At 67.5% G+C, this 26,138-nt stretch carries 24 protein-coding genes; 10 read left to right on the forward strand and 14 right to left on the reverse strand.

Features of this window, described 5'->3' with window-relative positions:
• Nucleotides 1-128: 128 nt before the first annotated feature.
• From MWN34_RS08545 to MWN34_RS08600, 12 genes are all read right to left on the reverse strand, one after another.
• Nucleotides 129-1,241, reverse strand: coding sequence for a siderophore-interacting protein (locus MWN34_RS08545; protein ID WP_247028498.1), 1,113 nt, complete (start codon nt 1,239-1,241; stop codon nt 129-131).
• 84 nt (nt 1,242-1,325) lie between these two features.
• Nucleotides 1,326-2,477, reverse strand: coding sequence for an ABC transporter substrate-binding protein (locus tag MWN34_RS08550; protein WP_247028499.1), 1,152 nt, complete (start codon nt 2,475-2,477; stop codon nt 1,326-1,328).
• Nucleotides 2,478-2,488: 11 nt separating this feature from the next.
• Nucleotides 2,489-5,107 carry a TonB-dependent siderophore receptor gene (locus MWN34_RS08555; RefSeq protein WP_247028500.1) on the reverse strand — a complete coding sequence of 873 codons (2,619 nt, stop codon included), beginning with the start codon at nt 5,105-5,107 and terminating at the stop codon, nt 2,489-2,491.
• A gap of 123 nt (nt 5,108-5,230) precedes the next feature.
• Entirely contained in the window at nt 5,231-6,196 is a 966-nt protein-coding gene (locus tag MWN34_RS08560; RefSeq protein WP_247028836.1) for a FecR family protein, read from the reverse strand.
• 31 nt (nt 6,197-6,227) lie between these two features.
• Nucleotides 6,228-6,761, reverse strand: a complete 534-nt coding sequence (locus MWN34_RS08565) for a sigma-70 family RNA polymerase sigma factor (protein ID WP_247028501.1) — start codon at nt 6,759-6,761, stop codon at nt 6,228-6,230.
• A 255-nt stretch (nt 6,762-7,016) separates the two neighbouring features.
• Nucleotides 7,017-8,540: a UxaA family hydrolase gene (locus MWN34_RS08570; protein ID WP_247028502.1), complete on the reverse strand. Its 1,524-nt coding sequence runs from the start codon at nt 8,538-8,540 to the stop codon at nt 7,017-7,019.
• A gap of 3 nt (nt 8,541-8,543) precedes the next feature.
• Entirely contained in the window at nt 8,544-9,554 is a 1,011-nt protein-coding gene (locus MWN34_RS08575) for a zinc-binding alcohol dehydrogenase family protein (protein WP_247028503.1), read from the reverse strand.
• A 69-nt stretch (nt 9,555-9,623) separates the two neighbouring features.
• The gene (locus MWN34_RS08580; protein WP_425532076.1) at nt 9,624-10,442 is read right to left on the reverse strand and encodes a transporter substrate-binding domain-containing protein; all 819 of its coding nucleotides are present in this window, start codon (nt 10,440-10,442) and stop codon (nt 9,624-9,626) included.
• A 54-nt stretch (nt 10,443-10,496) separates the two neighbouring features.
• Complete coding sequence (locus tag MWN34_RS08585; protein WP_247028504.1) at nt 10,497-11,225, reverse strand: amino acid ABC transporter ATP-binding protein; 729 nt, start codon at nt 11,223-11,225, stop codon at nt 10,497-10,499.
• Entirely contained in the window at nt 11,209-11,862 is a 654-nt protein-coding gene (locus MWN34_RS08590) for an amino acid ABC transporter permease (protein ID WP_247028506.1), read from the reverse strand. Before MWN34_RS08590 ends, MWN34_RS08585 begins: the two co-directional genes overlap by 17 nt.
• Nucleotides 11,863-11,872: 10 nt before the next feature.
• Complete coding sequence (locus tag MWN34_RS08595) at nt 11,873-12,556, reverse strand: amino acid ABC transporter permease (RefSeq protein ID WP_247028508.1); 684 nt, start codon at nt 12,554-12,556, stop codon at nt 11,873-11,875.
• Nucleotides 12,553-13,689, reverse strand: coding sequence for a mannitol dehydrogenase family protein (locus MWN34_RS08600; protein ID WP_247028510.1), 1,137 nt, complete (start codon nt 13,687-13,689; stop codon nt 12,553-12,555). Before MWN34_RS08600 ends, MWN34_RS08595 begins: the two co-directional genes overlap by 4 nt.
• Nucleotides 13,690-13,927: 238 nt before the next feature.
• Here MWN34_RS08600 and MWN34_RS08605 point away from each other — a divergent pair, with 238 nt between their 5' ends.
• Both MWN34_RS08605 and MWN34_RS08610 read left to right on the forward strand, forming a co-directional pair.
• Nucleotides 13,928-14,860: a GntR family transcriptional regulator gene (locus MWN34_RS08605; RefSeq protein ID WP_247028512.1), complete on the forward strand. Its 933-nt coding sequence runs from the start codon at nt 13,928-13,930 to the stop codon at nt 14,858-14,860.
• Nucleotides 14,857-15,801: a sugar kinase gene (locus MWN34_RS08610; RefSeq protein WP_247028514.1), complete on the forward strand. Its 945-nt coding sequence runs from the start codon at nt 14,857-14,859 to the stop codon at nt 15,799-15,801. Before MWN34_RS08605 ends, MWN34_RS08610 begins: the two co-directional genes overlap by 4 nt.
• A gap of 5 nt (nt 15,802-15,806) precedes the next feature.
• Here MWN34_RS08610 and MWN34_RS08615 read toward each other — a convergent pair whose 3' ends face one another.
• On the reverse strand, nt 15,807-16,502 hold the full coding sequence (locus MWN34_RS08615) for a FadR/GntR family transcriptional regulator (RefSeq protein ID WP_247028516.1): 696 nt from the start codon (nt 16,500-16,502) through the stop codon (nt 15,807-15,809).
• Between the two features lie 239 nt (nt 16,503-16,741).
• On the opposite strand from MWN34_RS08615, the gene MWN34_RS08620 reads away from it, so the two are divergent.
• From MWN34_RS08620 to MWN34_RS08655, 8 genes are all read left to right on the forward strand, one after another.
• Complete coding sequence (locus tag MWN34_RS08620; RefSeq protein ID WP_247028518.1) at nt 16,742-18,307, forward strand: sugar ABC transporter ATP-binding protein; 1,566 nt, start codon at nt 16,742-16,744, stop codon at nt 18,305-18,307.
• 24 nt (nt 18,308-18,331) lie between these two features.
• Entirely contained in the window at nt 18,332-19,375 is a 1,044-nt protein-coding gene (locus MWN34_RS08625) for an ABC transporter permease (RefSeq protein ID WP_247028838.1), read from the forward strand.
• A gap of 69 nt (nt 19,376-19,444) precedes the next feature.
• Nucleotides 19,445-20,413 (forward strand): ABC transporter substrate-binding protein, encoded by a 969-nt coding sequence (locus tag MWN34_RS08630; RefSeq protein ID WP_247028520.1) that lies wholly within the window; start codon nt 19,445-19,447, stop codon nt 20,411-20,413.
• Nucleotides 20,414-20,568: 155 nt separating this feature from the next.
• The gene (locus MWN34_RS08635) at nt 20,569-21,573 is read left to right on the forward strand and encodes an aldo/keto reductase (protein WP_247028521.1); all 1,005 of its coding nucleotides are present in this window, start codon (nt 20,569-20,571) and stop codon (nt 21,571-21,573) included.
• Nucleotides 21,574-21,590: 17 nt separating this feature from the next.
• Nucleotides 21,591-22,418, forward strand: a complete 828-nt coding sequence (locus tag MWN34_RS08640; protein WP_247028522.1) for an amidohydrolase family protein — start codon at nt 21,591-21,593, stop codon at nt 22,416-22,418.
• A gap of 12 nt (nt 22,419-22,430) precedes the next feature.
• Nucleotides 22,431-22,760 (forward strand): L-rhamnose mutarotase, encoded by a 330-nt coding sequence (locus MWN34_RS08645; protein ID WP_247028523.1) that lies wholly within the window; start codon nt 22,431-22,433, stop codon nt 22,758-22,760.
• 19 nt (nt 22,761-22,779) lie between these two features.
• Nucleotides 22,780-23,511 carry an SDR family oxidoreductase gene (locus MWN34_RS08650; RefSeq protein ID WP_247028524.1) on the forward strand — a complete coding sequence of 244 codons (732 nt, stop codon included), beginning with the start codon at nt 22,780-22,782 and terminating at the stop codon, nt 23,509-23,511.
• Between the two features lie 13 nt (nt 23,512-23,524).
• Entirely contained in the window at nt 23,525-24,823 is a 1,299-nt protein-coding gene (locus MWN34_RS08655; RefSeq protein WP_247028525.1) for an L-fuconate dehydratase, read from the forward strand.
• Between the two features lie 46 nt (nt 24,824-24,869).
• On the opposite strand, the gene MWN34_RS08660 is transcribed toward MWN34_RS08655, so the two are convergent.
• Nucleotides 24,870-26,084, reverse strand: a complete 1,215-nt coding sequence (locus MWN34_RS08660) for an MFS transporter (protein WP_247028526.1) — start codon at nt 26,082-26,084, stop codon at nt 24,870-24,872.
• Nucleotides 26,085-26,138 lie beyond the last annotated feature (54 nt).

Here is a 26,138-nt window from a genome sequence, read left to right on the forward strand (position 1 = left end):
CGGGACAGGTGACACGCCTCAACCTTTCGCGAGATAACCGGAATTCCCCTGGCAAGGTAGCCGGGATTCCCACGTGCGCAATCCTTGCCGGCGGAAATATGCCGGTCGAGCCCTGTCGCGCGGCGCGCTCAAGCCTCGCCGGCCCGTCCCCGCCGCCAATAGGACACGATCAGCGCCTGCTTCGGGGTCATGCCCATCTCGCTGCGCAGAAATGTGCGAATGCGCAGGGCGGCCTCATGTTCGCAGCCGGCGACGACCGAGACGCTGCGGGCGGCGTCCGGCCAGTCCAGCCCGCGCAGGGCATCCTCGATCAGCGTGGTGGTGCCCGGAGCGGCGCCGTCGCGGTGCAGCCAGCGAATGTCGAGCTGGGCGGGCGAGCAGATGGGCTGCTCCTCGCGTGCATCCGCGACCTCGATCAGCGCGACGGCACGGCTCGTCGCCGGCAGGTTCTCCGCAAGGCGGGCGATGAGGGGCAAGGCGGTCTCGTCCCCCGCCAGCACGCAGATCTCGGCCGCGATGCCCGACAATCCGCCCGGCCCCACCATGCCGATCCGCGCGCCCGGCACGGCCCGCGCTGCCCACCCTGCGCCGGGACCCGGCACGTCGTGCAGCACGAAGTCGATGTCGAGGGTCGACGCCTCAAGGTCGACCGAGCGGATAGTGTATTTGCGGATGACCGGCTTGCCGGCCCCCTGCGGCCACTGGAAGCGCCCCTCGCTGTCGAGGCGGGGCCATTCCGGCTCGAAAGGGGGCGGCGGCGGTATCAGCAGCTTGCAGTGGAGGTCGCGATCGCCCGAGAAGCGCAGAAGGTTCTCGCCGGCAAGGGTGATACGGCGCATGTGCGGGGTGAGATCCCGCACCGCGACGACCTCCATCAGCCGGAAATTCGGCGGCGCTTCGAGCGTGGCCTGCCGCCCCGCTTCTTCCCACAGGAGGGAATTGGCGCGCCGGCCGGAAAATTCGGCCAGATGCTCGCCGAGCAGGGCGCGGATCTCCTGTAGAAAGGCGGAATCGGCAGCATAGGCCCGCATTTCCAGCATGTCGTCGGCTGTCTCCAGCTCCGCACCGAAGAAATCGAAGTCGAGCCGGGTGACGGCGCCGTCATTCGCCACCAGCGCGCCATGCTCACCCATGTGCTCGGCGATCTGCGCCGCATGGAAATCCGCGCGCGGCAGTTCGAGCCGGACGCGATCTCGGAAAGGCATGGGGCGGGGGGTGGCGCGAGGGTTGGCGTGCGTCATGGCGTTCTCCCACTCAGGTTGATGCGGTCCGGCTCGCGACCCGCGCGGCGGGCCTGCTCACGGCCCTGAATTCATGGCGCCGATTCACGGCGCCGGCGCGCTCTCCGGCCCGACGAGAAGGGTTCCGGTGAGCGGGACGGCGAGAAAGTCGCGGTTGATCGTCGCGAGCGTCGCCGCCGGATCGAGATTGGCGAACAGCTCGGGATGGATCCAGCGGGCGATGGCTTCGATGGCGACGAGGTTCAGGGCCGAGCGCGCGAGATCGTGCCAGATCGCGTAGGCGCGCCTGTCCCGCACCGCCTTGAGGGTGGAGATACCGGGCCGTGCCAGCACGCGGGCGAGCGTCGCCTCCGCCTCGCCGAACGTGCGGCCGGGGCCGAGCACCACGCCGCCGCGGCTTGCCATGTAGCCGCCACCGGTCGCGATATAGACCGCCGGGTCGGCCGCGATGATGTATTCGAGGCTCAGCGTGCCGGCCATGCCGGAAATGAGCGCGGCGCCGATATTCTCCCCGCCTGCGAAATCCACGAAACGACCGATTCCCTCGCCGCGGCCCGGCGACATGCAGCAGGCCGCGCTGCCGGCATGGGCTTCCAGCAGCACCTTGGGACGGGGGAGGCCGGGCTGCGCGGCGAGCCGGTCGCGGATCCGGGCGATGCGGGCCTCGAAGAAAGCGAGATAGGCGTTCGCCTCCTTCTCGCGACCGACGAGGCGGCCGAGCTTCAGGAGATCCTGCTCCGCTGCCGGCCGTTCCACCGTGGGGGAGGGGGAGAGGATCGCGACCGCGATGCCGGCGGCTTCCAGCGTACCGACGAGGTTGGTCTGGCCCGCGAAATAGGGGCTGAGCACGATGAGATCCGGGCGCAGCGCGAGGGCGGCCTCAACCGGAAAGGCGTCGCCGGCGGTGATGCCGGGCACCGCATCGATGCCTGGCGCCACGGCCCGGATGAGGGCCATGGTCGGCTCGTCGAGGAAGCGGGGGCTCCAGCCGGCGAGCCGCTCGACCGGGTGGGGGTCGATGAGGCCGAGGGCGATCAGGTCGATGCCGTCCGACAGCACGATGCGCCGTGCCGGCGCCGGCAGCGTCACGGTGCGGCCGGCATGGTCAACAATGCTGATCTCGGCCCGCGCCCCGGTCGTGGCCGCGATCAGCAGCCCGGCCAGCAGGAAGGGGAGCAGGGCGGCGAGCACCTGCCACCGGCGCGACGCCGGCGGCAGGTGCCAGGTAGGACTCATTTGGCAGGGGCTCACCACTTGTAGCGCAGCGTTGCCAGCACGGTGCGGCCCTCGCCATAGTAGCAGGTGTAATAGGGGTTGCAGGACGCCACATAGGACTTGTCGAACAGGTTCTTGGCGTTCACGTCGAGCGAGAGGCCCTTGAGCTTGGGGTTCTTCACGCCGAAATCATAACCGACCACCATGTCGAACAGGGTGTAGGACGGCACCTTGGCGGCGGTGTAGCTGTATTGCGGCGCCACCAGCCCGACATTGGGATCGGTGCCCCAGATGTTGGAATCGGTGCCGTAGGTCGAGCCGATGTAGCGCACGCCGCCGCCGATGGAGAAGCCGCCGAAGGGGCTGGCTTCCGGCACCTTGTAGTCCAGCCATGCCGAGGCGGTGTTGCGGGCGACGCCCACCGGGGTCTTGCCGAGCTGGGAAGCGGTGCCGACCACGCCGGTCTCGCCGCCGCCGATGTCGCCATAGATGTCGTAGGTGGTGTTGCTCTTGCTCACCTCGGCATCGGTATAGGCGTAGGCCAGCGTCAGGTTGAAGCCGTTGCCGAGGCTGGCCTTGGCCTCGAACTCCACGCCGCGCGAGGTGATCTCGCCGGTCTGGGTGGCGTAGAGCGGGTTGGTAGGGTCGACGGTCGAGACGTTCTGCTTGGTGATGTCGAACAGCGACACCGTGAAGAACGCATTGTAGCCCTGCGGCTGGTACTTCAGGCCGACCTCGTATTGCTGGCCGGTGGTCGGTTTGAAGGCGCTGCCGTCGATCGTGGTGCCGGCCTGCGGCTGGAACGATTCCGAATAGCTGAAATAGGGCGCGAGGCCGCTGTCGAAGAGATAGACGAGGCCGGCGCGGCCGGTGAAGGCGTCGGAACTGGTCTTGGCGTCCGAGAGGACGGTGCCGGTGGAGATGAGGCTGCGCTCCTGCTGGGTGCGCGCCCAGTCCTCGCGCCCGCCGAGCCACAGCCGCCAATTGCCGAGTTCGGCGATGTTCTGGGCGTAGAGGCCGGTCTGGTTCAGCGATTCCTGGAAATTGACGCGCATCACCGGGTTGATGGCGGCGGTGCCATAGACCGGGTTGAACAGGTCGAGCGAGGGCGCCGAGCCCCAGCCATAGGTCCAGGGCGCATCCATGTACTGGTAATCGAGGCCGACCAGCGTGGTGTTGGCGACAGGACCGATGTTGTACTTGAACTCGATCTGGTTATCGATCGAGAAGGTCTGGTCGTCATTGTGCTTGGCCCAGACCGCCAGGCGGTCGGCCGTGCGCTGGTCGGCGTGGAGGAAGTTGGCGGCGGTGGTGGCCGAGAGGTCGACGCCGCGGAAATCATCCTTCAACTGGCCGTAGAGCACGTTCTGGCGCACGGTGACGACCTCGTTGAAACGGTGCTCGAACTGGTAGGACGCCCAGGCCTGCGTGCGCTCGAACTTGCTCCATGCCGGCTCGCCGGTGAAGAGCGTGTTCTTGAGCTTGCCGTTCGGCGTCGGCAGCACCGAGCCGAGAACCGGCACGAAGCTCGCTTCCGAGGTCTCGGGGTCGTGCTGGTAGACGAACTGCACGGTCAGCGAGGTGTCGGTGTTCGGCCGCCAGGTGAAGGACGGTGCGAGCAGGATGCGCTGGTCCTGCTGGAAATCGACCTGGGTGTCGGCGCTGCGGCCGAGGCCGATCATGCGGTAGAGCAGCTTGCCCTCGGCATCCACCGGGCCGGAGAGGTCGAAGCCGCCCTCGATATACTTGTTGTTGCCGCCGCGGATGAAGACCTCGCCCTGGGCCACGTCGCTGGGGCGCTTGCTGACGAGGTTGACGAAGCCGCCGGGGGTCGCCTGCCCGTAGAGCACCGAGGACGGCCCCTTGAACACCTCGACCCGTTCCAGCAGGAAGGGATCGAACTGCACCGCGGTGCGGGCCGGGAAGTTCCAGCGCAGCCCGTCGATGTAGGACACATAGCTCGCATCGGCCGAATAGCCGCCGAAGCCGCGCATGAAGATCGGGTCGAAGCGCCGGCTCTGCAGGCCCGCCTGCCCGGTGACGATGCCGGCCGTGTAGCGCAGCGCTTCCGACACGGTGGTGGCGGCCTGATCCTGGAACTGGTCGCGGGTGACGACCGAGATCGACTGTGGCGTCGCGATCAGTGGTACATCGACCTTCGAGCCGGTTTCCGAACGGGTCGCGACATAGCCGTCCACCGGGCCGTCCGCCCGCTCGCCCTGCACCGCGATGGTGTCGAGCATCTCGCCCGCGGCCCCGCCGGAGGGATCGGCGGCCGTGGTGGCGGGGTTGTAGATGCTGACCGCATTGGCAGAGGTGAAGCGGTAGCTGAGGCCGCTGCCGGCCAGCAGCCGGCCCAACGCCTCCGACTGGGTGAACGAGCCGCGCAGTGCCGGTGCGGTGCGGCCCTGCGTCAACGGCGCGCTGTAGGCGAGCTTCAGCCCGGAATGGATCGCGAAGGCGGTGAGCGCCGAGGTGAGCGGCTGGGCCGGAATGTCGTAGCTGATGACCTCAATGGATCGCGCCGGCACGGCTGCGGTCTGCGCCTGTGTGAGCAAGGTCGAGCCGAGCAGGGCGGCACTCGTCGCCGCGACGATCGACCATCCGCGCATCCGGCCCTGCCGATGCCCCCGCATCGAAAGAAACGCCATGTCTTACCCCCGTTGAAACCCCATGCCTGCCATCTGCGGGCGGCTCTCCGGGGATTGAGACGGGTGGGACCGCGGAAATCCTCAATGCCGGTCCCACATTTTTTTCGGGACCGGCGGAAGGGCTCAGCGCGCGGCGATGATGGCGAGGAAGCGCGAGACCCGGCTGACGCTGATCGGCAGGCCGGCGGCCAGCGTGTCGAGCGCCGCGTTGGGGTTCCTGAGGTCCAGCACGGCGGTGACGCTCATCTGCCGGACGGCGTCGCCACGGATCACCAGCCAGCCGGGATAATAGGCCCCGAGCGCGGCGATCACGTCCTCCAGCGCGCGGCCCTCGGCGACATAGTGGCCGGAGCGCCAGGCGGTCGCGACCATCGGGCTGCGGGCGATGGGGGTGCCGAGCCGGCCGCCGGCATCGACGAAGACGCTCTCCCCGGATGACAGAGTGAGTGGCGCGTCGCCGGAGCGGGCGAGCGATTCCACCCGCACCGCATGCTCGGTGACGGAAACCATGGTGCGGTGCTCGGCCAGCGTCATGTCGATGTCGAAGGCGGTGCCGAGCGCGGTCACGCTGACCTCGCCGGTGTGCACGACGAAGGGGCGGGCGGCATTCTCCGTGACCTCAAAGAAGGCCTGTCCCTCGATGAGACGGACCGTTCGGCGGCCGGGCTCGAAGGCGACGGCGAGCGCCGAGCGGGCATTGAGGAAGACCCGCGAACCGTCCGGCAGCACGATGCCGCGCGTCTCGCCGGTTCCGGTCGTATAGTCGGCCCGCACGGTGCGGAACGCGCCCGAACTCCAGAGCACGCCCGCAGCGACGCCGACGCCGGCAAGCCCGAACGTGCCGCGACGGGAGAACCGGCGGGCAGCGCCGGGCTTGACGAGGCCGGAGCGGGCATCGTGGCGCAGCGCGCCGGCATCGCCCCACAGCGCCTCGGCTTCCCGCGCAGCCTGCTCATGGGCGGTGCTCAGCATGCGCCATTGCTGGAAGGCATGCCGCTCGGCCGGGCCCGACCCGCCGGAATGGAGGCGGACGATCCAGCGCAGGGCTTCGTCGGAGAGTTGGGGCGGGGAAAGCGGCGCTTCCGGCATTTCGCTCACGACGGCACGGCCCGCCTGTTTTTCAGTACTCGTCCAGATTCCGCAGCACGTCGCGACAGTGCAGCATGGCACGCATCATATGCTTCTCGACCATGCTGGTCGAGACGCCGAGCCGGGCCGCGATCTCCTTGTGGCTGCGTCCTTCCAGCTTGTTCATCACGAAGGCGGCGCGGCAGGCGGGGGCCAGTTCGTTGAGCGCGACGGCCAGCGCGGCGATGCGCTGGCGATGCTCGAGCGCGCGCTCGTGGTCCTCGCTCGGCAGGACGGCGTCGAGATCCTCGATGTCGACACGGTACGACCATTCGGTGCGCCGCCGCGCCGTCACGTCGATCGCGACATGGCGCGCCGAGATGAAGAGGTAAGCCTTCAGGTGCTCGATAGGGCCGGCGAGGGCATTGCGCCCGACGATCCGCAGATAGGCGTCCTGCGCGATCTCCTCGCCGGTCTCGCGGTCCCCCACCAGCCGGGCGGCGAAGCGGACGAGCTCGCGATGATGCAGCCGGAACAGCTCGGACAACCGGTGATTGAGGGTCGTCGGCAGCAGGCTACCATTCATCGCGCTGACCTGAGTTACGGTTCGTAATCCGAGATAGCAGGCGGTGAATTTTATTGCAATATCAATATGTTGTAGGGATTCTAAGGTGTGGGCGCCTGCACTGTCTTTCGTCACGGTGCGCCTTGCTCTCGTCATCCCGGCCGGAGGCGGAGCCGTCGAGCCGGATCGCGTGCCGACAAGGAGGTCTGCCCGGCGGGAGACGATCCCGGCCCGGACCTGCGGTTCGTCCGGGATGACGAGGAGACCTCGCCGCCGCTACATGACCGCGCCGATCTGCCAGGGCACGAACTCGTTGCGGCCATAGCCCAGCAGTTCGGATTTCGACCGCCGGCCGGAGGCGATGTCGAGCACCAGAGCGAAGATCTCGCGTCCCTTCTCGTCGATCGAGACGCCTTCGAGCACGTCGCCGCAATTGATGTCCATGTCCTCCTCCATGCGCCGGTAGAGGTCGGAGTTGGTGGCGAGCTTGATCGAGGGGGTGGGCTTGCAGCCATAGGCCGAGCCGCGTCCGGTGGTGAAGCACAGCACGTTCGCCCCGCCCGCCACCTGCCCGGTGGCGGCCACGGGGTCGTAGCCGGGCGTGTCCATGTAGACGAAGCCCTTGCGGTCGATGCGCTCGGCGTAGCGATAGACGCCGCGCAAGGTGGAGCTGCCGCCCTTGGCGACCGCACCGAGCGATTTCTCCAGAATGGTGGTGAGCCCGCCCGCCTTGTTGCCGGGGGAAGGGTTGTTGTTGAGTTCGCCGCCGGTGCGGGCGGCATAGTCGCGCCACCAGTCGATCAGGTCGACGATCTGCCGTCCCACCGCCTCGCTCTCGGCGCGCCGGGTGAGCAGATGCTCGGCGCCGAAGATCTCGGGCGTTTCGGAGAGGATGGCGGTGCCGCCGTGGCGCACCAGCAGGTCCACCGCCGCGCCGAGGGCCGGGTTTGCGGTCAGCCCGGAATAGCCGTCCGATCCGCCGCATTGCAGGGCGAGGACGAGCTCGGAGGCCGGCACCGTTTCGCGGTGCGGCCGGTTGGCGAGCGGCAGCATCTCGCGGATCTTCGCGACCCCGGCCTCGACCGAACGCCGGGTGCCGCCGCTTTCCTGGATGGTCAGGGTCTGGAAATGCGGGCCTTCGACCAGCCCGTACTTTTCCTTAAGGCGGGGAATCTGGAACACCTCGCAGCCGAGCCCGACCAGAAGGATGGCGGCGAAGTTCGGGTGGCTGGCATAGCCCCATTGGGTGCGGGCCAGGATATCGAACTCCTCGCCCTTGGCGCCCATGCCGCAGCCGGTGCCGTGGGTGAAGGCGATGACGCCGTCGACATTGGGATAGTCGTCCAGCACGCCGGAACGCGTCACCGCATCGGCGATGAACTCCGCCACCGTGGCCGAGCAGTTCACCGAGGAGAGGATGCCGATATAGTTGCGGGTGCCGACCCGCCCGTCGGCGCGACGGAAACCCTCGAAGGCGGCGGGCGCCTCGCCGGGCCGCAGGCCTTCATCGGGCCTGGCTTCGGCGGCATAGGCATAATCGCGCTCGAAATCGTGCAGCACCACATTGTGCTCGTGCACCCAGTCGCCGGGCGCGATGTCGCCTTTGGCAAAGCCGATCACCTGGCCGAACTTGCGCACCGCCTCGCCATCCGCGATGGGCCGGGCCGCGATCTTGTGGCCCTTGGGAATGAGCCGCGCGGCGGCTATCCCCTCCGCCACCTGCTCACCGGCGCGGATGCCGTCCACGGCGATGATGACGTTGTCGGCGTCGCTGAGACGCAGGGTGCGCGGGGTGGCCATGGTTCAGACTTCCAGGATCGCCTTGATGACCCCGGCCTCCGGCCGGAGCCATGCATCGAACAGCGCCGGGCCGTCGGCCAGCGGACCACGATGGGTGTTGAGCGCGCGCGTCGGCACCTTGCCGGCCTCCATCTGGCGGACCACCTCGGCGAAATCGTCGGCCTGGGCGTTGCGGCTCGCATAGAGCGTGGCCTCGCGCTTGTGGAATTCGGGATCGGAGAAGGTGATGTCGGTGCGCACGACGCTCACCAGCACATAGCGGCCGGCATGGGCGAGGAAGCCGAAGCCGCGCTGCATCGCCCCGGCATTGCCGGTGGCGTCGATGACGACGTCGTAGAAGTCGCCGCCGGTGAGACGCTTCGCCTCCGCCTCGGCATTGCCGTCGGCGATCAGCATCTGGTCGGCGCCGAGTTCGTTCACGGTGAAGGCGATCCGGTCCTCGCGCACGTCCATGACTGTGACATGGGCGCCCCGTGCCTTGGCGAAGATGATGGCGGACATGCCGATCGGGCCGGAGCCAACCACAAGCACGCGGTCCTGCGCGGTGATGCCGCCGCGCTTCACGCCATGGGCGCCGATGGCGAGGAACTCGATCATCGCCGCGTCGTCCAGCGAGGCGGTGCCTGCCGGCACGACATTGCCGACCGGCACGCACAGATATTCCGCCATGCCGCCGTCGCGATGCACGCCCAGCACGTTGATGTTCATGCAGGCATTGTTCACGCCCTTGCGACAGGCGAGGCAGGTGCCGCAGGACAGATACGGCACGATGTAGACGTTCTGCCCGCTGGCGAGCCCGCTGCCCTCCGGCGCGCTCTCCACCGTGCCGGACAGCTCGTGGCCCATCACGCGCGGATAGTCGAGGAAGGGGTGCTTGCCCTGGTAGATGTGGAAGTCGGTGCCGCAGATGCCGACGCGCCGGATGCGCACCAGCGCCTCGCCGGGGCCCGGCACCGGCTCGGGCCGGCTGATGATCGACAGGCGGCCGGGTTCGTCGCAGATCAGGGCTTTCATCGCAGCGTTTTCCAGAGAGCGGGGCAAGGCGCAGGCGGCCCGGCGTCGCCGGGCCGCGGATAAGAAACGTCAGTTGGTCTTGGGCAGCTCGGCCGGCAGCGGAACGCCGTTATATTTCACGTAGATCTCGCGCAGCTTGCCGCTGGCGAGGTCCTTGGCGATCCATTCGTTGAGCCGCGTGCGCAGCGCGTCCTCGCCCTTGCGCAGGCCGATGGCGTAGGGGTTGGTCTTGAGAACGATCTTGGTCTCCAGCGGGTCGTTCGGCCGGCGCTGGTTGACCGCGGCCATGACCTGCGGCGAGGAGCCCATGACATCCACTTGGCCGGAGACGAGCGCCGTGATCAGGGTGGCGTCGTCGTCATAGCGCACGATGGTGGCGTTCTTGATCTGGGTGGTGACTTCCTTGTCGTTGGTCGAGCCGCGCGTGGTGCCGACGCGCTTGCCGGCGAGGTCGTCGATGCTTTTGATCGCAACGCCCTTCGGCGCGGCGACGACCACCTGAATCACGCCATAGGCATCGGAGAAGTCGATCACCTTCTTGCGCTCCTCGTTCACGCTGAACGAGGCCATCACGATGTCGGCCTTGCCGGTGAGCAGGAAGGGCACGCGGTTGGGGCTGGTCACCTGCACGATTTCCAGCGGCACGCCGAGATCGGCGGCGAGCAGGCGCGCGCTCTCCACATCCGAGCCGGTGGGCTGCATCTGGGCGTCGGTCTGGCCGAAGGGCGGGGAGCCGAGGTCGATGGCGACCAGGAGCTTGCCGCGCTTCTTGATCTCGTCGAGCGTGTCGGCGCGGGCCGGGCTCACGAGGCCGGCGGTGGTGCCGGCGAGGCCGGCCATGCCGATGGCGAGCGTGGCGGCGGTGGTGAGGAAGCGGCGGCGGTTCATGGTGTCCTCCCTGCGGACGTTCATTGTTGTGGTGGCGGATCCGATCCTGCGGCCTCAGAGGCCGGAGCCGACGAAATCGGCGAGTTCGGGCGTGGTCGGCTTGTCCAGCATGCTGCCGGGGCCGGTCTCCCAGACCTTGCCCTTGTGCATGTAGACGACCTTGCTCGCGACCTTGCGGGCGAAGGCCATTTCATGGGTGACGAGGATCATGGTCATGCCGCCCCGGGCGAGGTCCTCCATCACCTTCAGCACCTCTCCGGTGAGCTGGGGATCGAGCGCGGAGGTGACCTCGTCGAACAGCATCAGCTTCGGCTGCATGGCGAGCGAGCGGGCGATGGCGACGCGCTGCTGCTGGCCGCCGGAGAGCTGCTCGGGATAGTGCCCGGCCTTCTCGCCGAGGCCGACGCGGGCCAGCACCTCATGGGCGAGATCGCGTGCCTTCTGCTTGGACAACGCCTTCACGCAGGTCGGTGCGAGCATGATGTTCTGCTCGACCGTGAGGTGCGGAAACAGGTTGTAGCTCTGGAACACGATGCCGACGTCGCGCCGCAGGTTGCGCCGGTCGAGCGCCTTGTCGTGCACCGCATGGCCGCAGACCTCGATGGTGCCGCCCTCGATGGTCTCCAGCGCGTTGATGCAGCGCAGGGCCGTGGACTTTCCCGAGCCGGACTGTCCGATGACCGCGGCGACCTCGCCACGGCCGACCTCGAAGGACACCCCGTCGAGAACCTTGTTGGAGCCGAAGCTCTTGTGGACGTTGGCGAGTTTAACGACGGCCGACATTGAGCTTCCTTTCCAGACTCCGGCTCCACGTGGAGAGCGGGAAGCAGATGGCGAAATAGAAGGCCGCCACGACCATGAAGACGGTGAAGGGTTCGAAGATCGAATTGTTGATGAGCTTGCCCGCCTGGGCGAGCTCCACGAAGCCGACCACCGAGGCGAGCGAGGTGTTCTTGACGATCTGAACCAGGAACCCGACCGTTGGCGCGGTGGCGATGCGCAGCGCCTGCGGCAGGATCACCCGCGTCATGCGCTGCCAGGGCGTCAGCGCCAGGCATTCCGCGGCCTCCCACTGGGTCTTCGGCACGGATTCGATGCAGCCGCGCCAGATCTCGGCAAGGAAGCCGGAAGAGTAGATGGTGAGGCCGATGCCGGCCGCGATGATCGCCGGCACCTCGTTGAAGCCGACAATGGCGATGCCGAAATAGATGAGGAACAGCAGGATCAGCAGGGGCGTGCCCTGCACCACCTGGATGTAGACGATGGCGGCGTAACGCAGCGCGCGGATGTGCGAGATGCGCGCCAGCGCGACGGCGAAGCCCACGATGCCGCCGCCGACGAAGGCGATGGCCGAGAGCCCGATGGTCCAAAGGGCGGCGAAGGCAATGAATTCGAGATGGACGGCGCTGAAGGTCGGCATGGGTTCCACCTCACAGAGCCGTGCCGAGCTTGCGGCGCCGGACGAACACGACAAGTCCGAACAGCCACAGGCCGATGCGCACGATGAAGGACAGCGCGAGATAGATGACGCCGACCACGATGTAGGTCTCGAAACTGCGGAACGTGTCGGACTGGATGCGGTTGGCGACCGCCGTGAGCTCTTCCGCCGAGATCTGCGAGGTGATGGAGGAGGCGAGCATCAGCAGCACATACTGGCTGGTGAGCGCGGGATAGACGCGCTCGATCGCCGGGCGCAGCACGACATGCCAGTAGATCTGCGTGCGCGACAGGCCGAGGCAGTCGGCGGCCTCGAGCTGCGACTTGTGCACGGATTCGAGCCCGGCGCGGACGATCTCGCTGGTATAGGCGCCGACATTCACCACCAGTGCGATCACCGCGGCCATATCGGCGCCGACATGGAAGCCGAGCGTCGCGATGCCGAAATAGACGATGAAGACCTGCACCAGCAGCGGGGTGTTACGGATCACCTCGACATAGGTGGCAACGAGAAACCTGACCCAGCGGGGCCCGTCGGCCCGGCCGATGGCGCAGAGCGTGCCGAGGATGAAGCCGAGCACGGTGGCGATGGCGGAGAGCTGCAGGGTGAGCAGCGCACCCTGCAGGAACTCGTGCCAATAGGGCAGCAGGGCCGCGAAATCGAACTGGTATGTCATTCCGCCACCTGCTTCGAACGGTGCCGGTCGACGAGGGCGGCGAGATGCGGGGTTTCGGGCGGGCCACGATCTTCCGCGATCCAGTCGAGGAAGGCGCCGATCCGGCGCTCCACCTTCACCGCGTGGTTTTGCGCGATGTCGGCGATGCGGTGATCGAGGAAGGGATTGCGGAAGCGGTCTAGGGTGACCGCGACATAGGCGCCCGCCTGCGCCTCCATGCCGCGCGCGGCAAAGCCGGGCACGACCTCCAGCGCGTAGAGCGTTTCGAGGCGCTCGCGGACGGCATCATCGGCGAGGAGGCCGCGTACCGTCTCGTCCGCGGGGCGGCCCTCGCGCATCCACAGATCGGCGAGGACCGTGTGGCCGAGATTGAGGATGTGGAGCTTGAGCCGTTCGAAAGGTTCGAGGTCGTCGGTCATGACGAGGCTCGGATGGACGAAGGGCGCTTCGAGACCGGGCCGGTTCTCGATGGCCCAGAGCGCATAGGGCTCGGCCACGGCACCGACCGGTTCGATCGGCTCGGAGACGATGCGGTCGACCAGCGTGTTGGCGAAGACCACCTCGCGCGCGATCCACGCGGTGAAGGCGTCCGGCGCGCCGCTCTGCCGGGCGAGGTCGAGCACGGCGGCGGCCAGCACGTCGCCATTGCGGTTCACGAGCTCGCAGGGCAGCACGGTCAGGGGTGCGCCACCGGCGGTCCAGCGGTGATGCAGCAGGGCGGTGAGCTTGGCCGGAAAGGAAGCGGGCACGCCGCCCGACAACAGAGCGGGTCCGTGGTCGGCCGGCACGACCCGGTAGCCGGTGTCGCCCATATTGGACACGATGAAGGCGGCATCGAGAAAGAGCGCCTGCAACTGCGTCCAATCGGCGGCGGCGGACAGGCCGCGCTCGACCGCGCGCACCCGGATCTCGCGGTCGACCGGCCGGCCGTCCACCAGGCCGCGGATGCGGACCGGATAGCCCTCCGGCCGGCCGAAGGCGGCGACGCGGCCGACGCGCTCCGCCGAGCCGGAGGCTTGCACGATGGTGATGGGGCCGACATCCGCACCCGCCTCGCGCGCCTCATGGACGAAGAGATCGACATGGGCCTGCAGGAAGCGGCTGGTGCCGAACTGTATGATCGGCCGGCTCACGGAAGAGCCTTCCCGATGCGGGCGATGTCGCCGATGGGTACCACAAGAAATTGACAAGGCACGGCTTTCCAGCCGCCGCTTCTGCGCCGCATGGTCGTTTTCCTCGCCCGAACATTTTTGTTCTTGATGTCTTTTAAATATAAAAATCCATGCTGGACGCGGCGTGTCAACCTGTTTTTAATGTAAAAAAGACAGAGGTATTCGGGGGCTCACCCAGGAGGAGCCCGGCGGGGAGGCGATGAAGGGAAATTCGGTCTTCAAGCGGTGCTACAATCACTGCCTCGACAGGCTGGCGCAGATGGCGCCCGGTGCGGGGCTGCCGTCGGAGAGCGAGCTGGCGCAGCGGCTGGAGGTGAGCCGCACCACGGTGCGCGCCGTGCTGGCGGCGCTGGCCGAGCGCGGCATCGTCCGTGCCGCGGCCGGTCGCCGGGAGGTGCTGCGCCTGCCCGCCGCCGCCGATTATTTTCCCGATCCGCAGACCATGTCGGCGGTCGCCAGCGTGGAGCGGCGATTCATGGACTGGATCCTTCAAGGCGACTTCCGTGCCGGACAGCTTCTCAATACCGCCGAGCTGGCCCGGCAGTTCGGCACCTCGACCACCACGATCCGCGAGCATCTGGCCCAGTTCCAGCACCTCGGCCTGCTGGAGCGGCGGCCCAACAGCGCGTGGCTGTTCAAGGGTGTGACCACCGAATTCGCGACCGAGATCTACGACGTGCGCGAGATGTTCGAGCTGCGCGCAACCCGCAGCTTCATCGAGCTGCCGGCCGATTCCGGGCCATGGCAGGAGCTCGACGCCATCGAGGCCGATCACCATGCGCTGCTGGCGAACATGGATACGGATTATCCGCGCTTTCCCAGGCTCGACGAACGGTTCCACCACATGATCCACGCCAGCGCGCAGAATCGCTTCATCCTCGATTTCTACGATACCGTCTCGACCCTGTTCCACTACACCTATCGGTGGAACAAGACCGACGAGAAGCAGCGCAACACCACGGCACTGCTGGAGCATCTGGACTACATCGAGGCCTTGCGCAGCCGCGACCCGCGTGCCATCGACGCGCGCTGCCGCAAGCATCTGCGCACCTCGCGCGCCACCTTGCTGCGCTCGATCGCGGTCGGACCCTTCCGCATCGACGCCATTTCTTCTCCGGGAGCCCAGTCGTGAGCCGCACATTTGTCAGCATCGGCGAATGCATGATCGAAATGGCGGTGACGGAGCAGGGGCTCTATCGCCGGGGCTTTGCCGGCGACACGCTCAACACCGCCTGGGGCGTGCGCGGCTTAACCGATCCCGCGGCCCTTGCGGTGCGCTATGTGACGCGGGTGGGCGACGACGTGCCTTCCAGCGACATGCTGCGCTTCATCGCCGGGGCGGGCATCGACGCCGGCCACATCGGACGGGAAGCCGGGCGTACGGTCGGCCTCTACATGATCGCGCTCGACGGCTATGAGCGCAGCTTCACCTATTGGCGCGACAGCTCCGCGGCCCGGCTGCTGGCGGCGGACCGCGACGTGCTGGGCGTGGCGCTGGAGGGGGCGGACTACATCTATTTCTCCGGCATCACGCTGGCGATCCTCTCCCCCGCGCACCGGGCGACGCTGCTCGGCGTTCTCGCCGAGGCACGGGCGCGCGGCGTGCCGGTCGCCTTCGACGGCAACATCCGCCACCGGCTCTGGGCCGGTCCGGACGACCTGAAGGCCGGCCTAGAGGCCGGCTACCGCGCCGCCACCGTTGGGCTGCCGACCTTTCCGGACGAGGCCGGCCTGTTCGGCGATGCGTCTCCCGCGGACACGGTGGCGCGGCTCCGCGGCTATGGCGTCGAGGAGATCGCGGTGAAGGACGGGGCCGAGCCCTGCACCCTTTATGCGGAGGGGGCGAGCGAGGTCATCCCCGCCGTGAAGGTCGCCAGCCCGCTCGACACCACCGGCGCCGGCGATGCCTTCAATGCCGGCTATATCGCCGCGCGGCTGGATGGCCGCTCCCCGGCGGAGGCGGTGCGCTTCGCCCACCGGGTGGCGGCCCGGGTCATTTCCTGCCGTGGCGCGCTCGTCGACATGACCCTGCTGCGCGAGCTTGGCGATGGGGAAAGAGTAGCCGGCGCATAGATCGGCTAGCGCGGCTCGCTTTCGATCCAGCGCCGGCGCGATTCCTCCAGATGACGGTGCATCCGCATCTGCGCGGCCGGCGTGTCGCGCATCTCCAGAGCGGCGAGGATGGCCTCGTGCTCGGCCAGCGCACACCGCCAGTTGTCGGTCGTGTCGAAATGGGCCCGCAGCTGCGAGGAGATCGGGCTATGGCGCTCGTCGAACAGCTCGGCGACCACGCGCGCCATTACGCCGTTGCCGGTCTGGCCGGCGATGAGGAGATGGAACTGCCGGTCGTGCTCGATCGGCTTGCGGCCTTCTTCGATCGCCGCGCGCATGCCCTCGATGCTCTGCCGCAATTCGTCGAGCGCCTCCTGAGTGAAGCGCCCGGCGGCGAGGCCGAGGATGGCGGCCTCCAGCGTCGCCCGGGCATCCATCAACTCCACCGGGCTCTCCCCGGTCGCCGCCGGCGGCGAGGGTTTCTGCTCGCCATTCGAGGCGACATAGATGCCGGATCCCATGCGGATCTCGACCGTTCCGTCGATCTCCAGCGCAATCAGCGCCTCGCGAAGAGAGGGCCGGGACACCCCGAGCTGCTGGGCCAGCTCGCGCTCCGCCGGCAGGCGGGCGCCGAGCGTGAAATGACCGCTCTGGATCAGCCGGCGGATCTGGTCGGCGACCTGCTGATAGAGCCGGCGTTCGGGTGTTCGATTCACGGACATAGCTGCTCTCGATTGGCCTTACCATAGATCAGAAAATGGCGCATGCTGAAAGCCGACACGAAAGATTTCGGAGCATTTCGGGCGAGATTTTGCTCCTGAAAGAGCGGTCTCTAAAATTGGCTTGACCAATTCGTGCGTCATGGGCAGCATGATCCTTAATCGGCCGGACATGATCCGGCCCGCTCGAGAGCCCGCGTCAATCGGGCCGTCGCATGGGTGCGACACCTGGGAGGAAGCCTATGCCGGACGGCGCCAGCGCCGGTCTTCGGCCCGATCTGCCGCACCCGGTGCGGGCGGGCGAGGATCTGCTGTTCCTCGATGCGATCAGCAAGGAGTTCCCCGGCGTGCGCGCGCTGCAGGGCGTGAGCTTCGACCTGCGCCGCGGCGAGGTCCATGCGGTGTGCGGAGAGAACGGCGCCGGCAAGTCGACGCTGATGAAGATCGTCAGCGGCGTGTTCGCGCCGACGGCCGGCCGCATCGTCTACAAGGGAGTGGAGCGGCGGTTCTCCTCCCCGCTCGACGCCGAGGCGCTGGGCATCGCCATCATCCACCAGGAACTCAACCTCGTCCCGCATCTGAGCGTGGCGGAGAACATCTATCTCGCCCGCGAGCCGCGCCGCGGCTTTCTGGTCGATCGCAAGGCGCTGCGGACCAACGCCGCCGCCTGTCTCGCCCGGCTCGGGGTCGCCATCGACCCCGACCGCCCGGTGCGGGGGCTTTCGGTGGCGCAGTGCCAGATGGTGGAGATCGCCAAGGCGCTGTCGCTGAACGCCGAGGTGCTCATCATGGACGAGCCCACCTCCTCGCTGACCGAGCAGGAGACCCGGCGGCTGTTCAAGGTGATCCACGACCTCAAGGCGGCCGGCGTCGGCATCGTCTACATCTCGCACCGGCTCGACGAGATGGCGGAGATCGTGGACCGGGTGACGGTGCTGCGCGACGGCCACCATGTCGCGACCACCGACTTCGCGGCCACCACGGTCGACGAGATCGTCGCCCGCATGGTGGGGCGCTCGCTGGAGGAGAAGTTCCCCGAGCGGACCTCCCGTCCTGCCGGAGACTGCTTGCTCAAGGTCGAGGGGCTGGCCCGCAGCGGCGTGTTCGCCGATGTCGGATTCGAGCTGCGCCGCGGCGAGATCCTGGGCTTTGCCGGCCTTATGGGGTCGGGGCGTACCGAGGTGGCGCGTGCCATCTTCGGAGCCGATCCGCGCGATGCCGGAACGGTGACGCTGGAGGGTCGGCGGCTCGATATTCGCTCCCCGCGCGACGCCATCGCCGCGGGCCTCGCCTATCTGTCGGAAGACCGGAAGGCGCAGGGCCTCGCCATCAAGATGCCGGTCGATGCCAACATGACGCTCGCCAATATGGAGGCGGTGTCGAACCGCTTCGGCCTCATCGACTTCGCGCGGGAGGCCGAGGTGGCGCGGCGTTATGTCGACCTGCTCAACATCCGCACGCCGACGATCCACCAGCCGGTGCGCCTCCTCTCGGGCGGCAACCAGCAGAAGATCATCATCGGCAAGTGGCTGTTCCGCAAATCCCGCGTGCTGTTCTTCGACGAGCCGACCCGCGGCATCGATGTCGGCGCCAAATTCGCGATCTACCGCATCATGGACGAACTGGCGGCGGAGGGCATCGGCGTGGTGCTCATCTCGTCCGAATTGCCGGAAATCCTCGGCATGACGGACAGGGTCTGCGTGTTCCACCAGGGTCGCATTGCCGGAATCCTCGAAACCGCCCGCACCGACCAGGAAGAAATCATGCGCTACGCCTCCGGCTACGGCCCGGCGCACAGCCGTCACTGACGGGGCCGCGAGATGACCATGACCATGACCGATCCGCCTGCCCGCCCTCCCGCGGAGCCCGCCATCGCCCCGCGCCGCGGCCTGACCGACCGGCAGAAGGACATCCTGCAGAAATTCGCCGCGCTCGGCAGCCTTCTGGTGCTGATCCTCGTCTTCTCGCTCACCAGCGGCGCCTTCTTCACCGTCAGCAACGGCATGACGATCGCGCTGCAGGTGACTTCGATCGCCCTGCTCGGCATCGGTGCGACCTGCGTGATCATCACCGGCGGCATCGACCTCTCGGTCGGCTCGGTGCTGGCGCTTTCCGGCGTGGTGGCGGCGCTGGGGGTGAAGGAACTCGGCATGCCGGTGCCGGTCGGCATGGCGCTCGGCATCCTCACGGGGGCGGCGTGCGGGCTACTGAACGGGCTGGTGGTGACCGTGATGCGCCTGCCGCCCTTCATCGCGACGCTCGGCATGATGCTGATCGCGCGCGGCGTCGCCCTGCAGATCACCGGCGCCCGCGCGGTGTCCGGCCTCGGCGAGAGCTTCGGCGAACTCGGTAACGGCGCGCTGTTCCGCATGGTGACGATCGGCGATGACGGCTTTCCCAATGTCGCCTTTCCCGGCATCCCCTATCCGGTCATCCTCATGGCGGCGATAGCGCTGGCGGTTTCGCTGATGCTGAACCGCTCGGTGCTGGGCCGGCACATCTATGCGGTCGGCTCCAATGTCGAGGCGGCGCGGCTGTCGGGCGTCAATGTCCGCCGGGTGGTGTGCTTCACCTATGTGTTGTCCGGCACGCTCGCCGGGCTGACCGGCTGTGTGCTGATGTCCCGCCTCGTCACCGCCCAGCCCAATGAAGGCGTGATGTACGAGCTGGATGCCATCGCCAGCGCGGTAATCGGCGGCACCTCGCTGATCGGGGGCGTGGGCACCATCTCCGGCACCGCGATCGGCGCCTTCGTCATCGGCATCCTGCGCAACGGCCTGAACATGAACGGTGTCTCGGCCTTCACCCAGCAGATCATCATCGGCCTCGTGATCCTTCTCACCGTCTGGATCGACCAGTTGCGCAACCGCCGGTGAACGCACGCCTCAACGCACGCCAATGCTCCGGCGACCGGAAGACCGGCGCCGTTTCCTGGAGGAAACCCAATGAAGACGCTTGTGACCAAGAACCGTGTCACCAAGAATCTTGCCGCCGCCCTTCTGGCCTCGGCGGTGTTGTTCGGCGGCGCGGCCGCCGATGCCGGTGAAATCGCCGTCATCGTGAAGACCGTGAACTCCACCTTCTGGCAGAACGTGCAGAAGGGCGCCGATGCGGCGATGAAGGAAGCGGGTAGCAACACGCTGACCTTCCAGGGCCCGGCCTCCGAATCCGCGATCGCCGATCAGGTCAACATGGTCGAGAACGCGGTGAACCGGGGCGTCTCCGGCATCGTGCTCGCACCCTCCGATCCCGATGCGCTGGTGCCGGCGGTGAAGAAGGCCTGGGAGGCCCGCATCCCGGTCGTGATCATCGACTCGCAGCTCGCCAAGGGCGCGGAGCAGTACTACCAGTCCTTCCTCGCCACCGATAACCGCAAGGCCGGCGAACTCGCCGCCAAGGCGCTGATCGAGAAGACGGGCACCGAGGGCAAGATCGCGGTCATGTCCTATGTCGCGGGCGCGGGCTCGGAGATCGGGCGCGTGGGCGGCTTCACCGACTATATCAATGCCCATTCCAAGCTCACCATCGTCGGTCCGTTCTACTCGCAGTCGCAGATGGCGACCGCACTGAACCAGACCACCGACGTGCTGGCTGCCAATCCCGATCTCAAGGGCATCTTCGGCGCCAATGAGCCGACCGCCATCGGTATGGCGCGCGCGATCAAGGAGGCCGGAAAGTCCGGCAAGATCGCGGCGGTGGGCTTCGACGGCAATCAGGACCTGCAGGGCTTCGTCAAGGACGGCACGCTCGCCGCCATCGTCGTGCAGGGCTCGTTCCAGATGGGTGAGCGGGGCATCCAGACCCTGGCCAGGCTGATGAAGAAAGAGAAGGTCGAAAAGTTCGTGGATACCGGCGCGGTCGTGGTGACCAAGGCCAATATCGACGAGCCGGAAGCCAGGAACGTCCTCTACTGAGGCGCCTTGTTGACGAGCCTTCACTTCATTCAGGGCCTTCCTCCCGCTCTCCGGGGCGCGGCCTCTCCCGCTGCGCCCCAGCCTTTCTCTCTTCAGATCGCCTTTCTCTCTTCAGATCGCCTTTCTCTGCACGGCATTGTCGGAACCATCCAGTCATGAAGGTCGGCGACACACGCATCCATGCCCGCACCGGCGTCCGGGTCACGGCGCTCGGGCTCGGTTGCGCGCAGATGGGCAGCCTCTACCGCGTCACCAGCTACGCGGAGGCGGCGGGCGCTTTCGATGCCGCCTGGCAGGCGGGCATCCGTTCCTTCGACACCGCGCCCTATTACGGCTTCACCCGTTCCGAGCGCCGGCTCGGCACGATGCTGACCGACAAGCCTCGCGAGGCCTACACCCTCTCCACCAAGGTCGGCCGGGTGATGGTGCCGGACTCGACAGTGGGACCGATGGAAGAGGGTTATGCCGAGCCGCTGCCCTTCCGCCCGACCTTCGACTACAGCCATGACGGCGTGATGCGTTCCTTCGAGGCCAGCCAGCAGCGGCTCGGCATTCTCGCGCCGGATATCCTCTATGTGCATGACATCGGTCGCTTCACCCATGGCGAGCGTCATGCCCATTACTGGTCGCAGCTCACCGATGGCGGCGGCTTCCGGGCATTGACGCGGCTGCGCGAGGAGGGCGCGATCCGCGCTTTCGGGCTGGGGGTCAACGAGATCGAGGTGATCGGGCAGGCGATGGAGGTCGCCGACCTCGACATCTGCATGCTTGCCGGCCGCTACACCCTTCTGGAACAGGCGAGCCTCTCCCTGATCGATGCCTGCGCGGCGCGCGGCATCGGCATCATGGTCGCGGGGGCGTTCAATTCCGGCATCCTCGCGGGCGGCACTATGTTCAACTACGGCGCTGCGCCACCGAAAATCGTGGCGCGGGTCGAGGCGCTGCGTGCCGTCTGCCGCGAGCAGGGCGTGCGGCTGGAGGCGGCGGCGCTGCAGTTCCCGCTCGCCCATCCGGCTGCGCTCGCCGTGGTCTCGGGCGCGCATGATGGCGGGCAGATCAGCGCCAATATCGGCTGGTTCGAGACCCCGATCCCCACCGGGTTCTGGACCTGCCTGAAGGAGCGCGGGCTGATCGCCGCCGGCGCCCCGGTGCCGGCGTGACGGGCGGGGCTGCGGGCATGCGCATCGACGCCCACCAGCATTTCTGGCGCCTTGCCGACCGGGCCGGGCAATGGCCGCCACCCGCACTGGCGGCGATCCATCGCGATTTCGGGCCGGAGGATCTGGAGCCGCTGCTCGCCGCCAGCGGCATGGACGGCACCGTGCTGGTGCAGAGCCTGCCCTGCGAAGCCGACACGCTGTGGATGCTGGAGCTTGCTGAGCGGCATGCGTTCATCCGCGGCGTGGTCGGCTGGTGCGATCTCAAGGTGGAGGACGCGCCCGCGACGATCGAAAGGCTGTCCCGGCATCGCAAGCTGAAGGGCCTGCGGCCGATGCTGCAGGACATTGCCGACGATCGCTGGATCGAGGATCCGGGGCTCGACCCCGCCGTCGCGGCGATGATCGCCCACGATCTCGCTTTCGACGCTTTGGTGTTGCCGCGCCATCTCGAACCGCTGCTCGTCTTCGCCACGCGCCACCCCGGCCTGCGCGTTGTCATAGACCATGGCGCCAAGCCGCGGATCGCCGAGGGGCGGATGTCGACCTGGCGGCAGGACATGACGCGCCTCGCTTCGCTGCCGCAGGTGCACTGCAAATTGTCCGGCTTGCTGACCGAGGCGGGCGGGCACGATCCGGTTGCCGTGCGGCCCTATGCCGAGACGCTGCTGGATCTGTTCGGCCCGGAGCGCCTCATCTTCGGCAGCGACTGGCCGGTGCTGCGCCTTGCGGGGCAGTACGACGCCTGGGTCGAGCAGTGCCGCGCCATCGTGCCGGCCGAGCACCATGATGCGGTGTTCGGAGCCAACGCGGCGCGCTTCTACCGGCTCGATGCCACGGCTTCATGAGGTGAGGGCGCGATGCAACGCATGGGTATGATGATCGGGCTGGAGCCCGGCATGGTCGAAAGCTACCGCGAACTGCACGCGGCGGTGTGGCCGCAGGTGCTGGCGCTCATATCGAGCTGCAATATCCGCAACTACACGATCTTCCTGCGCGAGCCGGAGAACGTCCTGTTCGCGAGCTTCGAATATCACGGCACCGACTTTCCCGCCGACATGGCGCGGATGGCGGCCGATCCCGTCAATCAGAAATGGTGGGAACTCACCATCCCCTGCCAACGTCCGCTCGACAGCCGGGCGCCGGGCGAATGGTGGGCCGCCATGGAAAACGTCTTCCATCTGGACTGAACGAACAAGGAGAGTTGGCATGGCCAATCTTGAGGGCAGGACCGTCCTCGTCACCGCCGCCGGGCAGGGCATCGGCCGCGCCAGCGCGCTCGCTTTCCTGGCCGCCGGTGCGACCGTGCACGCGACCGACATCAACGAGACGCTGCTGGCCACGCTGCCTGCGTCCGATCGCCTCGTGACCGCCCGGCTCGACGTGCTGGACGATGATGCGGTTCGCGAGACGGTGGGCCGGATCGGGCAGGTGGACGTGCTGTTCAACGGCGCCGGCTTCGTCCATGCCGGCAGCATCCTCGACATGAAGGACGGCGATTTCGACTTCGCGGTCGACCTCAACGTCCATTCCATGGTGCGCACCATCCGCGCCGTGCTGCCCGGCATGATCGAGCGGCGCGAAGGCGCGATCATCAACATCGCCTCTGTCGCCTCCTCGGTGAAGGGCGTGCCGAACCGCTTCGCCTACAGCACCACCAAGGCGGCGGTGATCGGGCTCACCAAGTCGGTCGCGGCCGACTACGTGGCCCACAACATCCGCTGCAACGCGATCTGCCCCGGCACGGTGGAAAGCCCCTCGCTGCAGGAGCGGCTGCGGGCGCAGGGCGACTACGAGACGACCCGCGCCGCGTTCATCGCCCGCCAGCCGATCGGGCGCATCGGGACGCCGGAGGAGATCGCCGACCTCGCGGTCTATCTCGCGGGTGCCACCTACACCACGGGCCAGGCCGTCTGCATCGATGGCGGCTGGTCGCTCTGAAGGGGAGGGCATCATGACGACAATCACCGGCATGCGGGTCCTCGACCTGCGCTTTCCGACCTCGCTGTCGCTCGACGGCTCGGATGCGATGAACCCGGACCCGGACTATTCTGCCGCCTATGTGGTGCTGGAAACCGACATGCCGGGACTGGAAGGGCATGGCCTGACCTTCACCATCGGGCGCGGCAACGAGATCTGCTGCCTTGCGATCTCCGCGATGCGCCATCTCATCGTCGGCACCGATCTCGACGTGGTCCGCGCCGCACCGAGCCGGTTCTGGCACCATCTCACCGGCGACAGCCAGCTGCGCTGGATCGGGCCTGACAAGGGGGCGATGCACCTTGCCACCGGCGCGGTCGTCAATGCGGTGTGGGACCTGATCGCCAAGGAAGCCGGCAAGCCGGTGTGGCGGCTGGTGGCCGAAATGTCGCCCGAAGAGATCGCCGACATCGTCGACTACCGCTATCTCACCGACGTTCTGGACCGCGACGATGCGCTCGCCATCCTGCGGCAGGCCGAGTCCGGGAAGACCGGGCGCATTGCGACGCTTCGGGCGGAGGGCTATGCCTGCTACACCACGTCGGCCGGCTGGCTGGGCTATGACGACGACAAGCTGCGCCGGCTGTGCCGCGAAGCGATCGATGCGGGCTTCAACCATGTGAAGATGAAGGTCGGCCGCGATCTCGAGGACGATATTCGCCGGCTCACCATCGCCCGCGAGGTGATCGGTCCGGACCGCTTTCTGATGATCGACGCCAACCAGGTGTGGGAGGTCGGCGAGGCGATCGACTGGGTGAAGCGGCTGGCCTTCGCCAAACCCTTCTTCATCGAGGAGCCTACCAGCCCGGACGATATCGCCGGCCATCGCAAGATCCGCTCCGGCGTCGCCCCGGTGAAGGTCGCGACCGGCGAGATGTGCCAGAACCGCATCATGTTCAAGCAGTTCATCGCCGAAGGCGCGATCGACGTGGTGCAGATCGATTCCTGCCGCATGGGCGGGCTCAACGAAGTGCTCGCGGTGCTGCTGGTGGCGGCGAAATATGGCCTGCCGGTCTGGCCGCATGCCGGTGGCGTCGGCTTGTGCGAATACGTCCAGCACCTGTCGATGATCGACTATGTGGCGGTGTCCGGCACCAAGGAAGGGCGGGTGATCGAATATGTCGACCACCTGCACGAGCACTTCCTCGACCCCTGCGTCATCAGGGACGCCGCCTACATGCCGCCCGAACGGCCCGGTTTCTCGATCGAGATGAAGCCGGAAACGCTTGCCGGCTTTGCGTTCCACCCGCAAGCGCGCCCATCGGCAGCCTGAAGCCGCGCCGACGGGACAGGGACCGTACTGCCGGACGTCTTCCGGTTCATGCCGTTGCAGGTCTGGGCGCGCGGCGGTCGAGATTGGGCAGCAGCGCGGCGAGCAGGCCGATGGCCGGCAGCACGGAGCAGGCCTCGAAGACGAAGGTGATGCTGGTCCAGTCGGCGAGCACGCCGAGCACGGCCGCCCCGATGCCTCCCAATCCGAAGGCGAGGCCGAAGAACAGTCCCGACACCATGCCGACCCGCCCCGGCATCAGGTCCTGCGCATAGACCACGATGGCCGAGAAGGCCGAGGCCATGATCAGCCCGATCAGCACGCTGAGCACCAGCGTCGCAGTGAGGCCGACATGGGGCAGCACCAGCGAGAAGGGCAGCACGCCGAAGATCGAGCCCCAGATGATCGCCTTGCGCCCGATGCGGTCGCCCAGCGGGCCGCCGACCAGCGTACCGGCGGCGACCGCGGCGAGGAACACGAACAGATAGAGCTGTGCCTGCTCCTGCGAGGTGCCGAAATGCTGCATCAGATAGAAGGTGTAGAAGCTGGTGAAGCTGGCGAGATAGAACCACTTCGAGACCAGCAGCGCGACGAGGATCGCCATCGCGCCGATCACCTTGCCGCGCGGCAGAGGCTGGGCCGTGTTTGCAGCGGCGGCGGTGCGCCGGGCATGGCCGTGGGTCTTGTACCAGCTTCCCAGCCCGGTGAGCATGATGATGCCGCCGAGCGCGGCGAGGGTGAACCAGGCAAGGCTCGACTGGCCGTGCGGCAGCACGAAGATCACCAGCAGCAGCGGCCCGAGCGCGCTCCCGATATTGCCGCCGACCTGGAAGGTGGATTGCGCCAGCCCATAGGCGCCGCCGGAGGCGAGGCGGGCGATGCGCGAGGATTCCGGGTGGAAGATCGACGAGCCGATGCCGAGCAGCACGCCGCCCAGCAGCAGCACCGGGAAGGCGGGGGCGAAGGCCAGCACCAGAAGGCCGGTGAGCGACATCGCCATGCCGCAGGGCAGCGAGTAGGGCAGCGGCCGGCGATCGGTATAGAGCCCGATCACCGGCTGCAGCAGCGAGGCGGTGACGTTGTAGACCAGGGTCAGCAGGCCGATCTGCGCGTAGTTCAGGTCGAAATTGGCCTTGAACATGGGATAGGCCGCGATGAAGAGCGACTGCAGCATGTCGTTCAGCAGGTGGCACAGCCCGGCGACGCCGAGGACGAGATAGGCGGCACCCATATGCGGGCTTCGCGCGGCGGCAATGTCGGACATGGCGGTACGGCACCCTTGGTTGCGCCCGGAGGCGCTTCAGCGAGCCTCAGTCAT

Origin of the sequence: Ancylobacter crimeensis (genome assembly GCF_023016805.1) — a bacterium.
Taxonomy (GTDB): domain Bacteria; phylum Pseudomonadota; class Alphaproteobacteria; order Rhizobiales; family Xanthobacteraceae; genus Ancylobacter; species Ancylobacter crimeensis.